The organism is Massilia sp. TSP1-1-2, from assembly GCF_049896185.1.
GTDB lineage: Bacteria > Pseudomonadota > Gammaproteobacteria > Burkholderiales > Burkholderiaceae_D > Telluria_A.
This window is the reverse complement of sequence record NZ_JAFCTU010000017.1, coordinates 42,780-66,328: the sequence shown is the minus strand read 5'-3', so window position 1 is coordinate 66,328 and position 23,549 is coordinate 42,780. Positions and strand designations below refer to the sequence as shown.

Below are 23,549 nucleotides of genomic sequence, written 5' to 3'. Positions count from 1 at the left end.
TTTTGCCGGGCACGGCAGTAGGTGCCCGGCAACACCAGCGCTGCCGCAAGTGTTTATTGCAGCGCGAGTTTGAGTTTGCTGGCGGTCACATCCAGCGTCAGGCTGGCGATGCGGTTCTCTTGTGCATCGACCGCAAAGGCCAGGCGCGCCTGATCCAGATCCGAAATGAGCTTCAGGCGCAGCCGCTGCGCGCCGATCGCCTGCTTGCTCTGGGCCAGTTCGAGCTGCATTTTTTCCAGCGTCAATTGTTCCTCCAGCCCGGCCAATTCCTCTTGCGCCGCCACCTGCCGCGAGGCGGTTTCTCCGCCGACCATGGTTTGCCGCAAACGCATCTGTTCGGTCGCGGCCACTTCCTGCTGCAGGTAGCTGGCCGAGCGAAAGCCGTCGAACAAGGTCCAGGTCAGGCGCACGCCGACGGCGGACTGCTCGCGTTTAAAACCGCTGCGCGCGTCGCCGAAGCCTTCATTGCTGTAGCCATGGTTCGACAGGGAGTAGTACAGGTCGACCACCGGCGCATAGCTGGCGCGCGCCAGCGCGATGCGCTGCCTGGCGGCCTGCGTGCTCGCTTCCGCCTTGACCGCGTCAGGGTTGCCGCCCACGCCGAACCTGCTGTACAGCGCAGTCATATCGGGCATGCGCAAGTTCAGTTCGGGCGCGGCAAGTTCAGCATCCGGCGCGGCGCATTCGGTGTTCAGCGCGCTGCAATACTTGCGCTGCGCTTCACGCAAGGCGCGCGCGGCGGCCTTCAGGTCGATCTGGCCCGACTTGAGCCGGATGTCCGCTTCCTTCGCGTCCAGCACCGACGCGTTGCCGGCGGCCAGGCGCTGCTGCAGCTGCGCCGCTTCCAGCGTGGCCATCTCCACAGCGCGCGCGGCCTGGCGCTGCACCAGCGCCGCCTTCATCCACGCCGCGCAGGCGGCGGCGGCGTCGGCCATGACCTTTTTCGTTTCCAGCGCATATTGGGCCTGCGCCGCGCGGGCCAGCTGGCGCGCCTCTTCCAGACGGGCGCGGTCGGCGCCGCCCTTGTACAGGTTGTAAGCCACTTCCACCCCAAGACGCCCCTGGTAGCGGGGCGGATTGGCGGCCACGTCCACGCTGACCGGTTGCCCGCCAATGTTGGTGGAGGCGGTCACGCCCGAAAACGGGTCATAGCGGTGCACGTGCTCGACCGCAGACGTGAGGGCCACGGTCGGCTTGAAGTTGGCCGCCATTTCGCCCACGCGGCCATCGGCGGCGCGGATCTTTTCGCGCTCGATGGCCAGTTCGGTACGGTTGGCAACTGCTTGCTGCAGCGCCTGCTCAAAGCTGGCCGGCGGGGCGCTGCCGGCCATTGCCGCGCCGGTCGCGGTAGACAGGAATGCGGCGCCCAGGCCGCCCAGCAGCTTATTCATAACGCAGCGCGTCCACAGGGCGCAGGCGGGCGGCGCGGCGCGCGGGAAAGTAGCCCGACAGCAGTCCGACCGCCATCGACACCAGCAAGGCCAGCACGATCGTGGCCGGTTCGGGCGCCAGCGGAAAACCGGTTAGCCACGACAGGACCACGCTGACCACGCCGCCAAAGACCAGCCCGATCAGGCCGCCGATGGTGCTGATGATGACCGATTCGAGCAAGAACTGCAGCAAGATCAAGTGCTGGGACGCGCCGATTGCCTTGCGCAAGCCAATTTCCCTGGTGCGTTCAAGCACTGAGGTTGCCACGATGTTCATGATGCCCATTCCTCCTACTAATAATGAAATCGCTGCGGCCAGCACGCCGATCAAGGACACGCCCCGCAAAATCTGGTTTGCCGTATCGATATACCTGGCCATGGTGTCGGAGTGGTAGCGGAAGCGCTCGCCATGGCGCCGGGTCAGCAAGTCGGTCATCTGCTGGGCGGCCAGCGGCGCTTGTTCAAAGCTTTGCGCCTCGGCCTGGATGGCGTGGATATCGTGGTTGCCCATCTGGGCTTGCAGCGTGGTGTAGGGCAGCAAGATGCGGTTGTTTGCATCCTGGCCGGCCGAACCTATGCTGGCAAGAAAGTCGCGGCTCTTCGCTTCCAGCAAGCCCACGACCACGTACTTGGCGTCGTTGATGCGAAATTCCTTACCGATGACGTCGATGCTGCCGCCGAACAAATCATTGGCCACGGTCTGGCCGATAATCGCCACCTTGCGCCGCTGGCGCACGTCGTCGCTGCGAATGCCAATGCCCGCCGACAAGCCGTCGTTATTAATGTCCAGGTAAGCCACATCCATGCCGCTGACCTTGCCGTTGCTGTACTGGCTGCCGCTGTGGATGTACAGCGCGCCGCTGCCGTAGACGATGGGCGAGGTGCGCGCAATGGTGGCGAAGCCGGCGTCGCGGATGCTTTGCAGGTCGAGTTCGTCAATGCCGCTGCCGCGCCGGCTGGCGCGGTACGGGCCTTTGTCGTCGTCCAGGCGCTTGACCCAGACCGATTTCAAACCAAAGGTTTCGAGCTCCTTGAACACTAGGTAGTGGCCGCCCTTGCCGATCGAGCCGACGGCAATCACCGATGCGATGCCGATCGCGATGCCCAGCACGCTCAGATAGGTGCGCAGCTGGTTGTCGCCCAGCGCGTGCAATGCCTGGTCGAGCACGTTGACCAGCTCGCGCCAGCGCCGCCGCAGCGTCATTGCAGGGCCTCGCGCGGCGCGCGCTCGAGCTGGCCGTCGCGCAGGCGAATGATGCGCTTGGCGTAGGCGGCCACTTCGTTTTCGTGGGTGACCATCACAATGGTGATGCCGCTCTCGTTCAAGGTGCGGAAAATCTGCATGATTTCGACCCCGGCGGCCGAATCCAGGCTGCCGGTGGGCTCATCGGCGATCAGCACGTCCGGTTGGTTGATCAGCGCGCGGGCAATGGCCACGCGCTGCTGCTGGCCGCCCGACAACTGGGCCGGCGTGTGGTCGGCGCGTTCGGCCAGGCCGACTTGGGCCAGCAGGGCGCTGGCGCGGCTGCGGCGCGTGGCGCTGTCGACGTCGGCATACACCAGCGGCAATTCAACGTTGCGCTGGGCGCTGATGCGCGGTATCAGGTTAAATTGCTGGAACACAAAGCCGAGCCGCTGGTTGCGGATCGTGCACAGTTCTTCCTCGCTGCTGACGGTGAGCGACTGGCCGTCCAGCGTATATTCGCCCGCGTCCAGAAAATCGAGGCAGCCGATGATGTTGAGCAGGGTCGACTTGCCCGAGCCCGACGGCCCCATGATGGCGACAAAGTCGCCGCGCGCGATCTCCAGCGACACGCCCTTGAGCACTTCAATGGCCACTTCGCCCACTTGATAGCGCTTGCGCGCGCCCGATAGATGGATCATGTCGTCGCGGGGCCCGCCGGCGCAACCGTCACCTTGTCATGTTCCTTCAGTACTTTTCCGTCGGGAACAATAATCACTTGGCCGGCGCGCACGCCGCTCTTGACTTCCACCAGTTTCAATTCGGCGCTGCCCAGCGTGACGGTCAGCAAGTGCACGGCGCCGTTTTCGATCACCGCCACCGACGACTTGCCCTGGCTGGTCAGCACGGCCGCGGCCGGCACCACCAGCACGTTGCTCGCTGTAAAAGTTGGAATCCTGACGTCGACCTGCTGGCCGAGCGTGAGCGGTGGGGCGTCGGCCGTCAGCGGAATGCGCACCGCCAGCGTGTTGGAGGAAACGTCTTTCTTGGTCGCGGCGGCAATCCAGGTGATTTTGCCGGGCCATTCCTTGCCGGGCATGGCTTCGCTGCTGAGCGTGACCGCCTTGCCCAGGCTGACGGCGCCCGCGTCGCCCGAGTCGACCTTCACTTCGATATCGCGCGTGGCGTTGCCAGAAAGCTTCATGAGCATGTCGCCCTGGTTGACCCAGGCCCCGGGCGTGGCCGCCAGCGCCGTGACCGAGGCGGCCAGCGGCGCCTTGACGGTAAAGCGTTCCAGTTCGATTTCCTGGCGCCGCACGTCAAAGCCGATGGCGTCGGCGTTGCGCACGCTTTCCTGCCACTTGAGGCGGGCGTCGGCCACGGTTTTATGCGACTCGCCGCCCAGCTTGTAAATTTGTTCCAGCGCGTCCCAGTCGTGCCGGGCCGCTTCGGCCACGCGGCGGGCGGCAGCGAGCGCGCTGCGCCGTTCGTCGATGCGGCTTAACAGGTCGCGCGCGTCGAGCGTGAGCAAGGTCTGGCCGGGCTTGCTGAGCGAGCCTTCCTTGACGTTGACGCCCGTGACCCGACCCGAAACCGGGCTGAACAGCGACACTTCGTCGCTGGCGATCAGATTGCCGCTGACCGTGATAAACGATTGTATGTTTCCCCGTACCACAGTGGCGGTGCGGACCGGCGTGGCCGGATGCAGCCAGTCGGCGCGCGCCAGGCCAAATGCAGCGGCGGCGACAACCACGCCCAGGCCCAGTGCCCACGCCCAGAATCTGGATCTGAAGGATTTTCCACGAGTCGTCATGATGGTTCCAGGTGCCTGCGTTATCAGATGTTGAAAGTTTGCTTTTATGACAAGCGACCCGCATTATGCCCTGTGCGTGGCATGAGAACAAGCAATTCTTGACGCCCAAAATGTGTACGAAATAGTAAGGTTATTTATTCTGATACGTAAATTTTCATTCTATAATTGCAAAAATACAAGAGTGCCGCCGGCGTCGGCTGCAATCACTTTTTTCGGAACAATCAATGACTGAAGCGAGCAAGTGCAATGGCTGAAAAATCGAGTCTGTCGGACGCCAAGCGCTTATTACTGAGCAAATGGGCCAAGGGCAGGGCCAGCCAGCAAACCATTTTCCGCAGCACGGACACGGGTCCCAGGCCCCTGTCGCACGCCCAGCAACGCTTGTGGTTTCTTGACCAGGTCGATCCAGGCAGCGCGCTCTACAACGTGCCGGCGGCGGTCACCCTCAGCGGTCGCCTCGACCAGGCCGCTCTCACGCTGACATTCAAAGAAATCTTCCGCCGCCATGCGGTGTTGCGCACGCGCTTTGTCAACCTCGACGGCGTGCCGGCCCAGCTGGTCGAGCCGCATCTGACGCTGGCCTTGCCCGTCACCGACCTGAGCGGCCACGCGCCCGAGCACCGGCTGGCGCTGGCCAAGGAACTGGCGCATGCCGAAGCGCAGCTGCCGTTCGACCTGACGGCGGGCCCGCCGATGCGCGCCAGTTTGCTCAAGTTGGGCGAGCAAGAACATGTGGTCCTGTTCACGCTGCACCATATCGTGTCCGACGGCTGGTCGCTGGGCGTGCTGGTCAAGGAAGTGGCGTCGCTGTACACCGCCTTTAGCCAGGAACTGCCGTCAAGCTTGCCGGAACTGCCCATCCAGTATGCCGATTATGCGCAGTGGCAGCGGCAATGGCTGGCCGGCGGCGTGTGCGCCCAGCAGCTCAGTTACTGGGTCGAGCAATTGCGCGACGCCCCCGCGTCGCTCGCCTTGCCGACCGACCGCCCGCGCCCGCGGGTGCAAAGCTACAACGGGGCGCGCTGTCACTTTGCCGTGTCCGCGCCGGTCACCGAAGGCTTGCACGGCCTGGCGCGCGATGCCGGCGCCACCATGTTCATGCTGGTGGCCGCCACCTTGAATGTTTTGCTGGCGCGCTATTGCGGGCAGGACGACATCTGCATCGGCACGCCGAGCGCGAACCGGCGCATGGCCGAAATCGAACCGCTGATCGGCTTTTTCGTCAATACGCTGGTGCTGCGCACGCGCGTGGGCAAGCAAAGCTTTGCGCAATTGCTGCAACAGGTGCGCGCCAGCGCGCTGGGTGCGCTGTCGAACCAGGACATCCCGTTCGAGTACCTGGTCGAAGTGCTGCGGCCCGAGCGCGAGCAGAGCCAGTCGCCGCTGTTCCAGGTGATGTTCGCCATGCAGAACACGCCTATTGGCGTGCTGGGAAGCCAGGACTTGCTGATCAAGCCGCTCGACATCGCCCCCGAGCACGCCCGTTTCGACTTCGCCGTCGACGCCTACGAGAGCGAAGGGCGACTGTGCGGCTTTTTCGAGTACAACACCGACCTGTTCGACGCCGTCACCATCGAGCGCATGGCCGCCGCGCTGGTGCGCCTGCTGGGCGCCGTGCAGGCCAACCCGCAGGTCTGCGTTAGCGAGCTACCCTTGCTGGGCGAGGACGAGCGGCGCCATTTGCTGGTCGAACTGAACCGCACGGACGAAGCGCACCCGGCCGGCGCCAGCATCATTGCCCTGTTCGAGGAGCAGGCGCGCACGCAAGGCGAACGAGCGGCGCTCTACTGCGACGGGGCGCGCATGAGCTACGCCGAACTCAACGCCAGCGCGAACCGCCTGGCCTGGTATCTGATCGGGCAGGGCGTGGGTCCCGAAGCGCTGGTGGGCGTGTGCGTTGAACGCTCGCCGGACATGATCGTTGCCATGCTGGCGATCTGGAAAGCGGGCGCGGCCTACTTGCCGCTGGACCCGTCCTATCCGGCCGAGCGGCTGGCGTATATGGTGGCCGACGCCAAACCGGTGCTGGTGCTCACGCAGCAACACCTGCAGCAGCACCTGCAGCAACACCTGCAGCAACACCTGCAGCAGCACCTGGTCAAGCTTGCCCAATGCGGCAACTGCCCCGTGTTTTGCGTGGACGACGCACCCGGCCTGGGCGATTTGTCCGTCCACAACCCGGCGCCACGCGCCTGTGGGGCAAGCCTGGCGTATGTCATCTACACGTCCGGCTCCACCGGCAAGCCGAAAGGCGTGCTCATTTCGGTGGACGCCATCACGCGCCAGACGCTCGCTTCGGCCACGCGCTACGGGATTGGCCCCACCGACGTGGCCCTGCAGTTCGCCTCGACCAATTTTGATGCCTCGATCGAACAAGTCTGTTCGGCGCTGACAATGGGCGCCGCGCTGGTCTTGCGCGCAGCGCAGCTGTGGACGCCCGAGCAGTTGTGGGAGGAAATCGCGCGCCACCAGATGACGGTGGTGAACCTGCCGGCCGCCATGTGGGGCGCGCTGGCCGAAGGCGGCCCCGCGCTGGCCGCCTGCGCCAGCGTGCGCCTCTTGATCGTGGGCGGCGACGCGCTGCTGCCCGAAGCGGTGGCGCGCCTTGGCCTGTCGTGCGCGGTGATGAACGCCTACGGCCCGACCGAAACGACGATCACCGCCAGCACCTATCTGGTCGCCCACCCGCAACGCTGGCAGCCGACCGCCACCCAGTACCTGCCGATCGGCCGGCCGGTGGCCAACATGCAGTTCTACATCCTCGACAAGTACCTCAATCCGGTGCCGCAGGGTAGTTGCGGCGAGCTGTATATCGCCGGCGTCGGCCTGGCGCGCGGTTACCTGGGCCAGCCGGGCCTGAGCGCCGAAAAATTCCTGCCCAATCCGTTTGGCGCTGCGGGCGAACGCATGTACGCCTCGGGCGACCTGGTGCGCTATCTGCAGGACGGCAACATCGAATACCTGGCCCGGGTCGATCACCAAGTCAAGCTGCGCGGCTTTCGCATCGAGCTGGGCGAAATCGAAGCTGCCCTGTGCAGCCACCCGGGCGTGCGCGAAGCGGTGGTGGTCGCGCGCGGCGAGGCCGGCGCCGAGCGGCGCCTGGTGGCCTACGTGGTGGCGGCCAGCCGGCCGGACGCCGCCGACGGCGAGCAGGTCGCGTTCTGGCGCCAGACCTTTGATGAAATCAATGCCGCCCCCGAGCAGGCGGACGACCCGGCCTTTAATATTCTCGGCTGGGACAGCAGCTACGACCGATTGCCGATCGCGTCGGAACAGATGGCCGAGTGGGTGCAGCAGACGTGCGCGCGGATCGCCGCCCTGCAACCGCGCCGCGTGCTGGAAGTGGGCTGCGGCACGGGCTTGCTGCTGCACCGCATCGCGCCGCTGTGCCAGACGTACTGCGGCACCGATTTGTCGGCCAGCGTGTTGACCGAACTGCGCAAGCACGTCGGTCCCGCCACCTTCCCCAACTGCGACGTGACGCTTCTGCAGCGCCCGGCGCACGAACTGGCCGACGTGCTGCACGCTCGCCTTGACACGGTGGTGATCAATTCCGTGGTCCAGTATTTTCCTAGCGCCGAGTATCTCGGCAGCGTGCTGGCCCAGGTGATCGATGGCTTGCCCGATGGCGGCAAGGTGCTGGTTGGCGACGTGCGCCATTTCGGCCTGCTCGAAGCGTTCCGCTGCTCCGTCGCGCGCTATCAGGCCGCTCCAGGCACGTCGATCGAAGCCTTGCGCGCCGTGGTGGCGCGCGCGCTCGAAAGTGAAACCGAACTGCTGCTTCATCCCGGCTACTTTTTAGATCTGCAGCGGCGCACGGCGCGCATTGCCCAGGTCGAGATTCTGCCCAAGCTGTCGCGCCGGGACAATGAATTGAGCAAGTACCGCTACGACGTGATCCTGACTGTGGGACCTGTCGCGCCGGCCCCGGCGCTGTCGTGGCGCGACTGGAGCGCGCTGGAAGGCGGCGTGGCCGCGCTGGCGCGCCTGCTGGAAGAAGGCGTCGACTGCGTGGCATTGCGGCACGTCCCGCATGGCTTGATCGAAGCGGACGTGCTGGCCTGGCATGAACTGGGCCGGATGGACGCGCACGCCAGTGCCGCCGACCTGGAACAGGCCGTGCGCAGCCAGGGCGGGACCGCAGTCAATCTGTGCGATCTGGTGGAGTTGGCCGAGCGCCATGGTTACCAGGCCCAGCCATCTATGGCGACAGACCGTGTCGACACGTGCCATATGGTGTTGTCGCGCGCGCCGCTGCAGGTCGACTGGGCGGCGCTCGCGGGCGCGCGCGCGCAGGCGGGGCAACCGCTGGCCAACCGGCCCGCGCTGGTGCAAGCGCACCACGCGCTGCGCGAAGACTTGCTGGCCAGCATGGCGCTGACCCTGCCCGACTACATGATCCCGCGCCAGATGGTCATGCTCGAGCGCTTGCCGCTCACGCCCAGCGGCAAGCTCGATCGCAAGGCTTTGCCCACGCCGGACATGGCGCGCAGCGGCGAGCGCTTTGTCGCTCCCGTCACGCCGACCGAACAGGCCTTGGCGGCGATCTGGGTCAAGCTGCTCGCGGTCGACCGGATCGGCGCCCAGGACAACTTTTTTGCTTTGGGCGGGCATTCGCTGCTGTCCATCAGTTTGTTCCACATGATCAAACAGGCATTTGGCGTGGCGCTGCCGCTGGCGACCATTTTCTCGGCGCCGACGGTGGCCGCGCTGGCCGCGCAGATTGACCAGGGCCGGGGGCGCCAGTCGCTGCTGGTGCCTTTGCGCACCGGCGGCGCCGGCGTGCCCCTGTTCTTCTTGCACCCCATTGGCGGCCAGGTATTTTTCTATCAAAAGCTGGCCGAGGCGCTCGCACCAGGCTTTCCCGTGTACGCCATCCAGTCGCCTGAAGCTGCCGGCCACGACGCCGGCCACGCGCAGGCGCACGAGATGATCGCGGCCTATTGCGCCGCCGTGCGCGCATGCCAGCCGGAGGGACCGTACCGGCTGGCCGGCTGGTCGTCAGGCGGGGCGATTGCGTGCGCGCTGGCCGCCGCACTCGAGGCGCAAGGGCAGACTGTGGCCTACCTGGGCTTGATCGACGCGCGCCCGCGCGCCGCACTGGTCGATCCGCAGCAGGTGCTGGCCGAAGCGGCGCTGGCTTTGCTCGGCAGCCTGCGCGGCGCGCGCCTCGGTCCGGATCAACTGGCCGAGCTCGAAGCCATGCTGGTGCAGCGCCAACTAGGGCTGGCTGCCCTGCTTACAGGGCAGCATGACGCATTCCTGCAGCAACTGCTCACCCGCCTGAGCGGCCAGGCCATGGACGGCGCCACGCTGGCCTACCTGAAAACGCAGCTGCGCGTGACCGGGCACCATCTGGGTCTGCTGGCAGGACTGGCCGGGCAACAGCAGGTGGCGCCGCACGTGCTGTGGGCGCGTGGGTCGCTGTCGGCCGAGCAGTCGGAGCTGGCGCTGTACCGGCACTGGCCGGCGGCGCTGCAGGCCGTGGTCGAGGGCGACCATTACAGCATGCTGGCAAGCCCGCACGTGGCTGGCCTTGCGCACCAGCTCGGCGCCCAACTACCGCTGTGATGTTAACCGGCCAGGCTGCTCTGGTGCAGGCGCCCGGCGCCACGCATGCTCCCCAGCGCGGCCAGGTTCCGGCAGGCGAAGGTGGGGTGGGGCGCGCCCACCGCCAGCGCGGCGATATAGCCGGCTGCTGGCTCGAAGCCGTGCAGCGTCCACGCGGCCAGTGCCGGCGCCGGCGCCGCATGCCAGTGCAATTGCGCCGGCGCGCCCGCCACCAGGGTCACGTCGAAATTGTCGAGCGGGTGCGACAGGCCGGTGCCAAGCGCCTTGACGGCGGCTTCCTTGCGCGTCCAGCAGCGAAAAAAAGCGTCTTGCTGTTCGCCGGAGGGGAGCGCTGCGAGCGTGGCGCTTTCACGTTTTGAGAAAAACCGCGCCGAGATGTCGAGCATGTCCGGCAGTGCGCGGCTGCGTTCGACATCGACGCCGAGCAGTTCGTGGCGTTCGCTGACGGCGTAGACGATCATCTCGTCGCTATGGGACAGGTTGAAGTGCGGTGCGCGCGGATGGCGCAGCGCACACAGGGCCGGCCGGCCCTGGGGGCCATAGCGAAACTGCAGCGCAGCGGCAGGCAGGCCGAGATAGTGGCCCAGCAAGCGGCGCAGCAGGCCGCGTGCGGTCACGTAACGCACTTTGTCGACGGCGAAACGATAAGCGCCTGCGCGCGCCAGTTCATCCGGGGCCAGGCTGGCCTGCAGGGAGGCCAACTCGCTTGAGAAATCGCCTACGTTGGCGCACCACAGCTGCACCTCATGTTGCGCGAAGCCGGGCTCCGGCAGGGGGCAAGGTGCTACGGAAGGCTTTTCCATCAGGGCCAGTGCGGTTATTGAGAGGCGGTTTGCGCGTGCTACAGCTCTGCCATCTCGGCCAGCTCGGCCAAATCTTCCAACTCGGCCTTCACGCACGCGAGCACCGCCTCGCGTTCTGAATTGATGAAGAAATGGTCGCCCTCGAACCATTGAACCCGGAACGCGGCGCTGGTTTCTTTTTGCCAATACTGCACGTTTTCCGGCACGATATGGTCGTCGCGCTTGCCGGCAAAGACGGTCAACGGCATGCTCAGAGGCTTGCCATCCTGGTAGACGTATTGTTCAACCAGCGCAAAGTCGGCCCGAATCGACGGAGCGAGCAGCGCCATCAGTTCGCGGTTGTCCAATACTTCCTCGGGCGTTCCTTTGTATTCGCGCAGCGCGGCAATCAATTGCGCATCGGGCATGGCGTGCAAGTTTTTTGGCGGTGCGCGATGGCGCGGTGCTTCGGCGCCGGACACGATCACGCGCAGCGGCAGCGGCAAGGCGCGCGCCATCCGATGGCGCGCCAGTTCAAAGGCGATCAAGCCACCCAGGCTATGCCCGAAAAACACGCAGGGCAGCGGCGGCTGGCCGGCCATGGCGGCGCTCAGCTGGTCGAGGAGCGCTGGCATGGAAGTGCAGGGCGTTTCGCTGAACCGGATGCCACGACCCGGCAGTTGAATGGCGCACACTTCCACGTCGGGCGGCAACAGCGCTTGCCACGGCTGGAAAACAGCGGCGCTGCCGCCCGCGTAGGCAAAACAGTAGAGCCGCAGGCGCGGTTGGCAAAAAGGATGGGGGCGGCTGATCAGCCAGCGGCTAGTGGGTTGCATGGGCAAGGTCCAATGGGGCCCGCCGGCGTTGCCAGCCGGGCTGCTGTCGCAGGAAAATGTTCTTATTGCTGCGCGGCGAGCATTTGCTGGCGCAGGGAGAGGGGACGCATATCGGTCCAGACTTCGTTGATGTAGTCCAGGCAATCCTGCTTTTCGCCTTGCTTGCCGACCGCGCGCCAACCGGCGGGAACGTCTTTGTCCACCGGCCAGATTGAATATTGCTCTTCGTGATTGATGACGACTTCAAACAATGGTGCGGCCGGCTCGTTCGCGCTAGACATCTGACACTCCTGGAAAAGACGGTAAAAAAATTATCACATTTGCAATTATGGCTGTTTCCCCAATTTTTGGCAACATTATTTTTATGTTAAAGCATGCGGTTTTTGATGCCGGCAAAGGCGTTTCCCCTGGGCGCCCAGACGTTTCTTTCACAAAAAAATAATGTTGCCAAAAAAATGAGAAGAAGCGATAATTGCCTATGTGATAATTTTTCATCATGCCATCCAGGATTCCATCAGTGAACTGCCATGTCCCAGCCCCTGATGCGCGCTCCCAGCCTGTTTGAGTCCTACAGTTCGCCACCTCAATCTTCCCCTTGTTTGTTCAGGTCCCGCGGGCCCGGGGGCGAAGGTATTTCTTGTCTTAGGATAGTTGATGACGCTTGTTGATCTCCTCGAAAACACCGCAATGCATGCTGCCGACAAGTGTGTCATACACGTGTCGCGCGATGGCAGTGAAAGCAGGCAGACGTATGCCCAACTCCATGAGCGCGCCAAGCAGACGCTGGCCTTTTTGCAGGGCCACGGCGTATGCCCCGGGCGCATGCTGGTGGTGCAGGTGGGCGCGAGTGGCAGGCAGCTCGAGGTATTCTGGGCGTGTGTGCTTGGTGGAATTATCCCGGTGTTGCTGCCGAAGGTCGCGTCGTGGTTGCGCGACACGGAAGCGTCGCGCAAGCTTGGCGGCGTGTGCGACACGCTCGAGCAGCCGTTTATCCTGGTCGACGCCGACCAGGCCGTCAATTATGCCAAGGGTGTATTGAATTTCGTGGCAAAGGGCATCGTGGCGATCGCCGACGATCCTTCCCAAGGCCTTGCCGGCGCCGCGCGCCTGCACACGCCGCACCCGGATGAGCTGGCCTATCTGCAGTATTCGTCCGGCTCGACGGGTTTGCCGAAAGGCGTGCGGCTCAGCCATCGCAATATCGTTTGCAACATCGTCGAGATCGCGCAGGCTTCCGCCGCCCACGCGGAAGTCACCGCGCTCAGCTGGATGCCGTATTTTCACGACATGGGACTGGTCGGCTTCCACCTGACGCCGTTGTACCTGGGCATGAACCAGATCAAGATGGAAGCGGCCCATTTCATCGCCGACCCTTTGCTGTGGCTGCGCAAGATCGACCAGCACCGCGCCAACATGATTGGCTGCCCCAACTTTGGGCTGCAGCACGTGCTCGACAAGCTCGGCGCGGCCGACTACGGCCATCTCGACCTGTCATGCATCCGGCTGCTGTACAACGGCGCCGAACCAATTTCGGCGCCCGTCATGCAGCGTTTCATTGCCGAGCTGGCGCCCACCGGTTTTCGCAACACGGCAATGCTGCCGGTGTATGGCATGGCCGAAGCGTGCCTTGCCGTCACCTTCAGCCCGCTGGACGCGGCGCCGCTGGTCCATCAATTCGACCGCAATACCCTGTTTACCGAAGGCGTTGCCGTTCCCGCGCAAGACCAGTTGCCCACGCTGGACTATGTCGATGTCGGCCCGCCCCTGCCGTCGGTCGAACTGCGCATCGTCAATGAGCGCGGCGAGCTGCAGCCAGCACTGCGGCTGGGCGACATCCAGATACGCGGCGTGAGCGTCACCAGCGGCTACCAGGGTCTGGAAGACCGGAACGGGGAATTGTTCACGCACGATGGCTGGTTGCGCACGGGCGACGTCGGCTTTCTGAAAAACGCCCGCTTGATCGTCACCGGCCGCAGCAAGGACGTCATCTTCATCAATGGACGCAACGTCATGACGGCCGACCTGGAGCGGCACCTGGCGCAGTGCTTCGATTTGAAGGAGGGCGAACTGGCCGCGTGCGGCGTCACCCATCCGGACACGGGGCGCGAATGCGTGGTGATGTTCGCCGCCAGCCGCAGCAGAAACGTGCCGTGGGCCAGGCTGCATGAAATGAAACTTGCCGCCGAAGAGTACCTGTCGTTCCCGGTCGATTCAGTGTTGCCCATGAAGCAGCTGCCGCGCACCTCGAGCGGCAAGATCCAGCGCTACAAACTGGCGCAGGAATGGTTGAACGGAGCGCTGGCCGACGCGCGCGATGCCTTCCTGTCCAACGCGCCTGCCGCGACTGTAATGGTCACGCCGGCCGACGACCGGCAGGATGCGATTCGCCGCATCTGGGCCGACGTCTTGCAGTGCGACGTTGCCAGCATCGGCATCGATATGTCGTTCACGGCGCTGGGCGGCACCTCGGTCAAGGCGATTGAAATGCTGGCGCGGCTTGAAGAGCGGTTTGGCCGTATTTTTGGCTACGCGCTGCTGCTCGAATGCCGCACGGTACGCGACGTGGGAGAGTTTATTGCACAGCATGTCGCGCCGCATCTCAGCGTCGTGCCCGAGACTGCTTCCCCGTTGCCCGCAACAGCGCCGGGTCCGCGCGACGAGCACATGCGCATTGCCGTGATCGGCATGTCCGGACGCTTTCCCGGCGCCGCCTCGCTCGATGCGTTCTGGAATAATCTGCGCGACGGCGTGAACGTGGTGCGCGAGGTTCCCCCGCAGCGTTGGCATAGCGACCAGGGCAAGTTTTACATGGGAATGCTGGCCGACGTCGATCTGTTCGCCGCCGATTTTTTTGGCATTGCCGGCGACGAGGCAGCCATTACCGATCCCCAGCAGCGCTTGATGCTGGAAGTGGCGTATGAAGCGCTCGACAGCGCCGGCTACAACGGCGTGCGGCTGGACGCAGAGCGCAACGTGGGCGTGTATCTGGGCGTCAGCCACAACAGTTACTTTGAAGAGATCGTGGAGCGGCGCCGCGACGGCGCCTTTGCCGGGTCCGACAACGCCAAATTGATGCCGGCCAACCTGCTCAATATGGTGGCCGCGCGCGTCTCGCACGCGTTGAACCTCAAGGGCCCGGCGCTCACCTTTGACAGCGCGTGCTCGTCGTCGCTGGTGGCGCTGCATCAAGCCTGCAACGACCTGTTGCTCGATAACTGCGACATGGCGATTGCCGGCGGCGTCAATTTGATGCTCACGCCAACCGGACATGAACTGTTCGCGCAGGCCGGCGCCTTGTCGAATGACGGCGTGTGCCGCGCGTTCGACGAAGCGGCCAACGGCATGGTTCCCGGTGAAGGACTGGGCGCGGTGGTGCTGAAGCGGCTAGATCGCGCGCTCGCCGATGGCGACCAGATCGACGCCGTCATTGCCGCCACGTCGATCAATAACGACGGCCGTTCGATCGGCATCATGGCGCCCACGCCGGAGGGCCAGGAAGCCGTCCTGAAAAAGGCCTATGCCAAGGCCGGCATTTCTCCCGCCGCGATCAGCTACATTGAAGCGCATGGCACCAGCACGCCGATTGGCGACCCGATTGAAATGCGCGCCCTGACCAGCGCCTTTGGCGCCGTCGCGCAAGTTGGCACTTGCGGTGTCGGCTCGGTCAAGACGAATATCGGCCATTTGCTGGCTGCGGCCGGCATTGCCGGTCTGATCAAGGTCATCCTGGCGCTGCGCCACCAGCAATTGCCGCCGACCTTGAATGTGACGCGGCCCCAGCCGCGCGCCCGCTTCGGCGAAACGCCTTTTTACCTGGTGTCGCACTTGACGCCCTGGCCGCAAGGGCCGGCGCCGCGCTATGCGGGCATCAGCTCGTTTGGTTTTGGCGGCACCAACGCCCACCTCGTGGTGCGCGATCATGTGCAGGCAGAACGCAGTGCGCAGGGTGCAGGCAGCCACCATTTGCTGTGCCTGTCGGCGCGCAATCCGGACGAACTGGCTTTGATGCGCGCCGATTTGCGGGCCCATTTGCGCGCACATCCAGACACGCCCATCGCCGACCTGTGTTTTACGCGCAGTGCGGGACGCCAGCAGTTCAGCGCGCGCCAAGCCTTGATTGTTACAGACGTGGCCGACGCGCTCGCCCAACTGGAAAGCCAGCCATACGTCCCGTGCGAGACATGGTTCAAAAAAGAGCGCGCGAAGATCGCTTTTGCGTTGCGCTGCGGGGAGGCCGACCATGCGGCACTCATTCAAGCGTTCTACCGCAACCATACGCTTTTCGCGCAAGCCTTCGACAGCTGCATCGATACCTTGCGTATCGTGCGTTCCGAGTCAAGCGATGGGCATGCACTGGCCGAACCAGCTTCACCAGATGCGCTCAAATTTGCGGCGTGCTATGCATTGGCGCGCCTGTGGCTCGGTATCGGGATCAAGCCGACCGTGTTGCTGGCCGCTGACCGGGTGGGCGAACACGTAGCCGCATGCCTTGCCGGCGTGTTCAACCTGCACGATGCGCTGGCGCTGCTGCTTGCACGAAAGTACAAAGTGCAGTTCAATCTGCCGGCCATGGACGTGATATTCGCCGGCGCACCGGCGTTTCCCGCGTCGGCGAACGAGTTGCCCGCGTACTGGGCGGCCAGGGCCGAGAGCGGCGTGGCTGGCGGCAGTGACCGGTCGCCCGCGCCGGACGTGCAATTCTGTGTTGCCATCGGTGGCGAAGCGTTGCCCCATCAGGCATTGCTGACCAGTCTGGGCGCATTGTGGCAGCATGGCGCTGCCATCGACTGGCACTGCCTGTACCGTGGCTCGGACGCGCGCATCGCCAACTTGCCGTCGTACCCGATGCAGCGCAGCTCGTACTGGCTTCCTGCGCGCAGCCTGCGCCTGCCTGCCTTGGTTCCGCAAGCGCTTGCCGCGAACGCGCCCGTCGATTGGTCGGCAGCCGGCCGGCCCGGCGCGGACTGGTTTTACCGCGCCACATGGATTGAAACGTTTCTCGTCGATGTCACGCGCGGCGCGCCGCGCCGCGTGCTGGTACTTGGCGCCGACAGCGCGACGGGCGTCGCACTATGCGACGACTTGGAGGCGGCCGGCTGCGATGTCGTACGCGTGGACAGTGCGTTGCTGCCCGAAGGCGCAAACAGCGACGCTTACCAAGCCCTGTTTGCCGGTCCGGAAGGCGCCAGGCTGACCGTGTGCGATGCGCGCTACGGCGAGATAGCGCAAGAACACAACATGGCGGAACACGCCGAAGCGCAACTGTTGGGACTACTCGTTTTGTCGCAAGCGTTGATGGCCCAGCGTGTCAATATCGCCAGGTTCGTCATCGTCACTTCCGGCGCGATGAGCGTGGGTAGCGACGACAGCGCCGTGTCGCCCACAAGCGCGGCGGTGTGGAGTTTTGCGCGCTCACTGGCGCAGGAAACCAGCTGGCTTGATGTGCGTTGTATCGATGCTGGCGCCGGCGGCGACGCCGCGGCGCTGTTGGTGGACAGCGTGCTGTCCGATCAGGCCGCGAAGGTGCAGCAGCGCTTTACCGCGCTACGGGGTGCACGCCGGTTTATCATGGCCATTGAGCAGGCTGCCGCGCCTGCCGTGCCAGCGGCGACGTCGTTCGTCAGCGGCGGCGCCTACCTCATTGCGGGAGGCCTGGGCGGCATCGGCCTTGCATGGTCCGAATGGATGGCGGGGCGCTATCGTCCGACGCTGATCTTGCTCGCGCGCCGCTTGCCGGACGAGCACGCGCGCGAGCGCCTGGCGCGTATCCGGGCGCTGGGCGCGACGGTGCACCTGATCCAGGCCGATATCGCCAATCCTGACGACATGGCGCGCGCCGAACGTGAAATTGCCGCAATCTGCACGCGCCTGGACGGCGTGCTGCACGCGGCCGGTTCGCTGAACGATGTACTGGTACAAAACATGAGCGCCGACGCTTTGCGCGCCGTGCTGGCAAGCAAAGTGCGCGGCAGTGTACTGCTGTATCGCCATACGCGCTCCTTCACGCCGGGCAAATTCATCCTGTTCTCTTCGCTGGTCAGCGTCACGGGCCATGCGGGTCAGGCCAACCACGCAGCGGGCAATGGTTTTCAGGATGCGTTCGCGCGCTGGATGGCGCAGCAGGGGCAGTCCAGCCTGGTGGTAAACTGGGGTTTCTGGGGCGAGGACGGCGTCGTGGCCGACCCGGTCTATATCGCGTTGCTAGCGCGCGAACGCGTCTATCCAATGTCGAGCGCCGCTGCGCTCAATGCCTTTGCCGCAGCGTGCGCAAGCGGCCAGGAACGGGCCATCGTCGCCAATGTTGGCATCGGGTTTTTCGCCGATTTTGGACTCGACCAGCATTTGCTCACGCTCGTGAAATCGTGCGAACGGTACCAGATCAGCGCGCAATTGAAGCAGGACTTGTCGCGTCAAAGCGATCTGGTGCGCCGTTTCGACCAATTGTGCGCCATTTTGGTCGGGCTGGCGCTGCGGCGCGGCGGGGTGCTGGCCGATGGTTCGCCTGCCTTGTCGGTTGACGAGCTATGCCAACGCCTGGGCGCCCGCGCGGACCGCCGTCCCCAGATGAAGCGCATGCTCGATATCTTGCAAGAAGAGCAGTGGGTGAGCAAGGAAACGGACCGGTATCGCTGGAGCAGCAACGTGCTGCCGGACGAGGCCACCGTCCAGGCCGACATCGCCAGGCTGCAGCAAGAGTTTTCCTTCGCTGCCAATGCGATTCTGATGGTGCAGCGCTGCATGGCCGCGTTGCCTGAGGTACTGGCAGGCAAACTGTCGCCCGTGGCGGTGTTGTTCGACAACGGATCAATCACGGAACTGGAAGAGTTCTATAGCCGCTTTCCGGTGCTGGCGCTGGCTAACACCATGGCAGCAAGCACGGTCAGCGCCATTGCCGACAGCCGGCATGACAGCCGGCTGTCCATCCTGGAAGTTGGTTCGGGTACCGGCGCCCTGACCGGCGCGCTGTTGCCCGCGCTGGGCGAGCGCATCGGTCACTATGTCTATTCGGATGTGAGTTCAAGCTTTCTGGCGCACGGACAAAAAAAGTTCGGCGCCTGCGCCGCCTTGCACACGATGATTCTTGACATCGACAAAGATCCTGCAGCGCAAGGCTTGCAAGAAGGCAGTTTCGACGTGGTCGTCGCCGCCAACGTGATCCACGCTTCGCCCGATCTGCGCCGTTCCATCCGGCACCTGCGCCGCACCTTGCGCGAGGGCGGCCACCTGGTGCTGGTCGAAACGGTGGCCCCGAACCGTTTTGCCGATTGCACCGTCGGCCTGCTCGACGGCTGGTGGTCGTTCCGCGATGCCGACTTGCGCGACGGCTATCCGCTCTTGAGCATGCAGCAATGGCAAGTGCTGTTACGCGAAGAAGGCTTTGAGGTCGCAGTGGTGCCCGTGGGCAATCGCGGCGACGCGGCCGATACGGGAACGGCGATCGTGATCGCCCGCAATATGAACCAGTCGGACGCCGCGCCAGGCGCCGCGCACGCTGCGCTGATGATGGCGCCAGCGGCGCCGGTGGCGCGCGCCGTCACCAGGCTGTCGTCTTCCATGTCGGCCCATGAATGTGCGGCGACGCTGCTGGAAAATGAACTGGCGAACCAGGACCTGAAGGTCTCGGATCGCGACGAGTCGCTCTCGATGCTGGGCATCGACTCCCTGGTGACCATGCAAACTGGCAACGCCTTGCAGTCGAAGCTGGGGATCGCACTGCCGCTGTCGCTGTTCTTCGAATACGACACCGTCAATTTGCTGGCTGCCTATCTGGTGGCCGAACATGGCGAGGCGCTCGAACGCTACCTGTCCACCGAGGGCGCGACGAACGAGCGCGAGCACGAGCACGAGCACGACTTGCAGAGCGCCGCGCCGGCGGCGGACTATGAACTGTCGCCCGCGCAGCGGCGCCTGTGGTTCATGGCGCAATTGGAACCGGGCAATCCCTTCTACAACATTCCTGGCGCGGTACAGATTGACGGGCCGCTCGACATTGCTGCCTTCGACAGCGCGCTCAAAGCCATTGTCGCCGCCCAGGAATCGCTGCGCACGCGCTTTGTCGACATGAACGACGAACCGCGCCAGGTGATCGATGAGGCTATCGAGGCAGGCGTGCGCCACGTGGACTTGTCCGCGTTGGCGCCGCACGAACAGCGCGCGGCGCTGGCGCAGTTGCGTACCGACGAGAGCGAGCAAGCATTCGACATGAGCTGCGCGCCCTTGCTCAGGATTACGCTGGTGCGCTTGTCCGTAACATCGCATGTGTTCCTGTATGTGCTGCACCATATCATTGCCGATGGCTGGTCAATGGGCGTGTTTGTACGCCAGATGGCGCACGCCTATAACGTGTTTCATCGCGGCGAAGCGGCTAACCCGATTCAGTTGCCGGTTTTTTACAAGGACTACGCCGTTTGGCAGAACCGCCTGATCCGCGACGGTGCCTGGGATGACCAGCAGCGTTACTGGCAGGCCAGGCTGGCCGGCGAGCTGCCGGTCTTGCAGCTGCCCACCGACTTTCCCCGGCCCGCCATGCAGTCGTATCGCGGCGCGGTCGCGCGCCTTGATATTGATGTGCAGGAAACCGACAGCCTGGTGCAATTGGCGGCCAGTCACAACGTGACGATGTTCATGACGCTGTTGAGCGCGCTGTATGCCGTCTTGCATCATTTGACGCAGCAAAGCGACGTGATCGTCGGCAGCCCGATTGCAGGGCGCAATGCGGCCTCGCTCGAGCCTTTGATCGGCTTGTTCGTCAATGCGCTTGCCTTGCGCGCCGACCTGGGCGGCAATCCGACAGTGAGCCAATTGCTGCATGAGGTGCGGCAAATCGCCACTGAAGCCTACGCCAACCAGGACTTTCCGTTCGACCGCGTGGTGGAGGTTGTCAATCCCGTGCGTGACCTGGCGCGCTCGCCGATTTTCTCGGTGATGTTGATTTACCAGACAGCGCAGATGGAAAGCAATCTGAGTCATATTTTTGACGGCGTCGCGCTCGAGGCCTTGCCCAATGACTGGTTGACGTCCAAGTTCGATCTGCAGTTTTTCATCAAGCAGTCGGCAACGGGACTGGCCATCAGCCTGGAATACAGCACCGACTTGTTTGCAGAGGCAACGGCGCAGCGGTTCCTGTCGTATTTGCACAATACCTTGCGCCAAATGTGCGCAAGCCCTGGCACACGCATCGGCGACCTGTGCCTGCTGTCGGACGCCGAGCAGCGCCACATGCTGGTGGACTGGAATGCCACTGCCGTCAGCTACCCGGCAACCCCGGCGCTGCATCAGCTGTTCGAGGCGCAGGCTGCGCGCACGCCGAACGCCGTCGCGGTGGTCTTTGGCGACGCGCAGTTGACCTATGCCGAGCTCAATGCCAAAGCCAATCAGCTGGCCAATCATCTTGTTGCGGCCGGTGTCGGGCCGGACGTGCTGGTGGCGATCTGCGTCGAGCGTTCGCTGGAGATGGTCATTGGTCTGTTTGCCATCCTGAAGGCGGGCGGCGCTTATGTGCCATTGGATCCGGGCTATCCGAAGGAGCGGCTGGCCTATATGCTGGCCGACGCCAAGCCTGACATGCTGCTCAGCCAGCAGCACTTGAAAACCCTGCTGCCGCCAAGCCAGACGCCGGTGTTTTATCTCGACGCGGACTGGCACACCCTGGCCGCAACCTCGCGCGCCAACCAGCCCAATCGGGTCCACCAGCATCATCTGGCGTACGTCATTTATACGTCTGGCTCCACGGGTAAACCAAAAGGCGTAGGGATCGATCACGCAGGCATTGTCAATCGCCTGTTGTGGATGCAAGAGACCTATGGTTTGACCGAAGCGGACCGGGTTTTGCAAAAAACGCCGTTCAGTTTCGATGTCTCGGTGTGGGAATTCTTTTGGCCGCTGGCCACCGGCGCGCGCCTGATAGTGGCCGCGCCCGGCGGGCACCAGGACCCCGTCTACTTGTCACGGCTGATTGAACAGCAAGCCATCACGACCTTGCATTTCGTCCCGCCCATGCTCGATGTCTTCCTGGACGCCGTGGAGCTGGAACGTTGCCGCTCCCTCAAGCGGGTGCTGTGCAGTGGGCAAGCTTTGCCATTCGACTTGCAGCAGCGCTTCTTCAAGCAGTTCCAGCATGTTGAGCTGCACAATCTGTACGGGCCAACCGAAGCGTCGATTGACGTGACGGCGTGGGCTTGCGAGCGCGACAGTGCAAGCAACGTGGTGCCTATCGGGCGCCCGATTGCCAACACGCAGATGTACATCCTCGACCAGCACTTCAATCCGGTTCCGGTGGGCGTTGCCGGTCAGCTGCACATTGCCGGCATTGGTCTAGCGCGCGGCTACCTTGGTCGGCCTGACCTGACGGCCGAAAAATTCATTCCAGATCCGTTTTCCGCCGTGCCTGGCGCGCGCATGTACTGCTCGGGCGACCTGGCGAGCTATCGCGACGATGGCGCGATTACCTATATCGGCCGGATCGATGACCAGTTCAAGATTCGCGGCTTTCGCATCGAACTGGCGGAAGTGGAGGGCGCGCTGTGCAACTTGCCTGGCGTTGCGGCCGCGCTTGCCGATGTGCGGGACGATGGCCAGGGCGAGCAGGTGCTGGTCGCCTACATCGTGGGACGCGATGCGGATCTGCCGCTGGCGGCGCTGCGCGCAGCCTTGCGTGACAGCTTGCCCGAGTACATGATTCCGACGCGCTGGATGGCATTGCCGCAGTTGCCCTTGACGCCGAACGGCAAGATCGACCGGGCCGCGCTGGCGCTGCCGCAGATCGAACGCGCCGAGTTCGCCTTGCCGCTGACCGACTGCGAATGCCGCATCGCGCTCATCTGGAAGGATGTGCTGGGCATCGATACCATCGGCCGCCACGACAATTTCTTTACGCTGGGCGGGCACTCGCTGCTGGCGGTACCGGTGGTGTCGCGCACCAGTAAGGAGATGGGGGTCGAGATTGCGCTGCGGCAGTTATACATCACCCCGACGCTGTCGCAATTTGCCGAGGCTGTCATGATTGCCAGCGCCGGCGGAGTTGCTCATGTTGATGATGCTGAACTGGAAGGGGAGCTGTCAGCTCACGACAACGTCACGCCAACGCCGGTTGCGTTGCCAGTGGCCGCAACGGCCCGCGCCGCTGGCAGGCGCCGCATGGGTTGGCGCGCCGGCCTGGATCAGTTGCGCCTGTCGCTCAGTTTCCTCATCGCGCTGGTGGCGGGCTTGATCATGACGCTGTGCTATCTGGCGTGCAAGCAGGTGTGGCCAGGGGGCGCGCGCTGGCTGCGCGCACACATGCCGCGCATGATCGGGCAGGGGATCCTGAAAGGCAGCGGCATTCGCATCGTGCTCGAAGGACGGGAGAATCTGCCCGACCCGGACTCGGCCTTCGTACTGATGGCCAATCACAAGAGCATTTTCGACGGCTATTTACTGCTGTCGTCCTTGCCCTTCGTGTACAAATGGTTTTCGGCCGACGACAACCACTTGCGGCGCCAAAAGAAATTGCATATCGTTCAGTGGATGATCGAAGTGTGCGATCTCGTCTTCACGCACTACAAGGATGACGCAACAAAAACGTTCGAGGAGTTTCAGCTTGCCCAGAAACATTTGGAAAATGGCGGACGCGTCCTGTTTTCGCCGGAAGGCGGCATCAGCAAGGGCGATGCGATTGCCAAGATTGGCGACGCGTGTTGCCGGATCGTGCTGAACGCGGCCGTGCCGGTGGTGCCGATTGCGATCCTCAATTCCGCCTCGTTGATCGATACCCAAAGGAACGTCTACACGCCGGGCACCATCGTGATCCGGATCGGCCGCCCGCTTTATCCGGAGCAATTGCCGGATCAAGTGCAACTCCTGTCCGAACATATCCGGCACGTGATGCAGCAGTTGGCGTCAAGTAAGCGGGACGGTGCTGCCGGTTTGCCCTTGGACGGTACCCGGGGCGGATAG

9 protein-coding genes are annotated in these 23,549 nt (G+C 64.0%); 2 read left to right on the top strand and 7 right to left on the bottom strand.

From position 1 onward, the window contains the following. Positions 1 to 53: 53 nt before the first annotated feature. Genes ACP7BV_RS15880 through ACP7BV_RS15865 form a run of 4 tightly spaced genes read right to left on the bottom strand, consistent with a single transcriptional unit; the run spans position 54 to position 4,426 of the window. Positions 54 to 1,391, bottom strand: a complete 1,338-nt coding sequence (locus ACP7BV_RS15880) for a TolC family protein (protein WP_426105172.1) — start codon at positions 1,389 to 1,391, stop codon at positions 54 to 56. Continuing rightward, positions 1,384 to 2,634 carry an ABC transporter permease gene (locus tag ACP7BV_RS15875; RefSeq protein ID WP_426105170.1) on the bottom strand — a complete coding sequence of 417 codons (1,251 nt, stop codon included), beginning with the start codon at positions 2,632 to 2,634 and terminating at the stop codon, positions 1,384 to 1,386. The genes ACP7BV_RS15880 and ACP7BV_RS15875 overlap by 8 nt, the downstream gene beginning before the upstream one ends. After that, the gene (locus tag ACP7BV_RS15870) at positions 2,631 to 3,314 is read right to left on the bottom strand and encodes an ABC transporter ATP-binding protein (RefSeq protein WP_426105168.1); all 684 of its coding nucleotides are present in this window, start codon (positions 3,312 to 3,314) and stop codon (positions 2,631 to 2,633) included. The genes ACP7BV_RS15875 and ACP7BV_RS15870 overlap by 4 nt, the downstream gene beginning before the upstream one ends. Beyond that, a complete protein-coding gene (locus ACP7BV_RS15865; RefSeq protein ID WP_426105167.1) occupies positions 3,311 to 4,426 on the bottom strand; it encodes an efflux RND transporter periplasmic adaptor subunit in 1,116 nt (371 codons plus the stop codon). Before ACP7BV_RS15865 ends, ACP7BV_RS15870 begins: the two co-directional genes overlap by 4 nt. Before the next feature lie 246 nt (positions 4,427 to 4,672). On the opposite strand from ACP7BV_RS15865, the gene ACP7BV_RS15860 reads away from it, so the two are divergent. Next, a complete protein-coding gene (locus ACP7BV_RS15860) occupies positions 4,673 to 9,997 on the top strand; it encodes an amino acid adenylation domain-containing protein (protein WP_426105165.1) in 5,325 nt (1,774 codons plus the stop codon). Positions 9,998 to 9,999: 2 nt separating this feature from the next. Here ACP7BV_RS15860 and ACP7BV_RS15855 read toward each other — a convergent pair whose 3' ends face one another. From ACP7BV_RS15855 to ACP7BV_RS15845, 3 genes are all read right to left on the bottom strand, one after another. Then, the gene (locus tag ACP7BV_RS15855; RefSeq protein ID WP_426105163.1) at positions 10,000 to 10,800 is read right to left on the bottom strand and encodes a 4'-phosphopantetheinyl transferase family protein; all 801 of its coding nucleotides are present in this window, start codon (positions 10,798 to 10,800) and stop codon (positions 10,000 to 10,002) included. A gap of 38 nt (positions 10,801 to 10,838) precedes the next feature. Then, a complete protein-coding gene (locus tag ACP7BV_RS15850; protein ID WP_426105161.1) occupies positions 10,839 to 11,615 on the bottom strand; it encodes a thioesterase II family protein in 777 nt (258 codons plus the stop codon). Positions 11,616 to 11,677: 62 nt separating this feature from the next. Next, entirely contained in the window at positions 11,678 to 11,896 is a 219-nt protein-coding gene (locus ACP7BV_RS15845; RefSeq protein WP_426105159.1) for an MbtH family protein, read from the bottom strand. A gap of 373 nt (positions 11,897 to 12,269) precedes the next feature. Between ACP7BV_RS15845 and ACP7BV_RS15840 the strand changes: the two genes are divergently transcribed. Continuing rightward, positions 12,270 to 23,549 (top strand): amino acid adenylation domain-containing protein, encoded by an 11,280-nt coding sequence (locus ACP7BV_RS15840; protein WP_426105157.1) that lies wholly within the window; start codon positions 12,270 to 12,272, stop codon positions 23,547 to 23,549.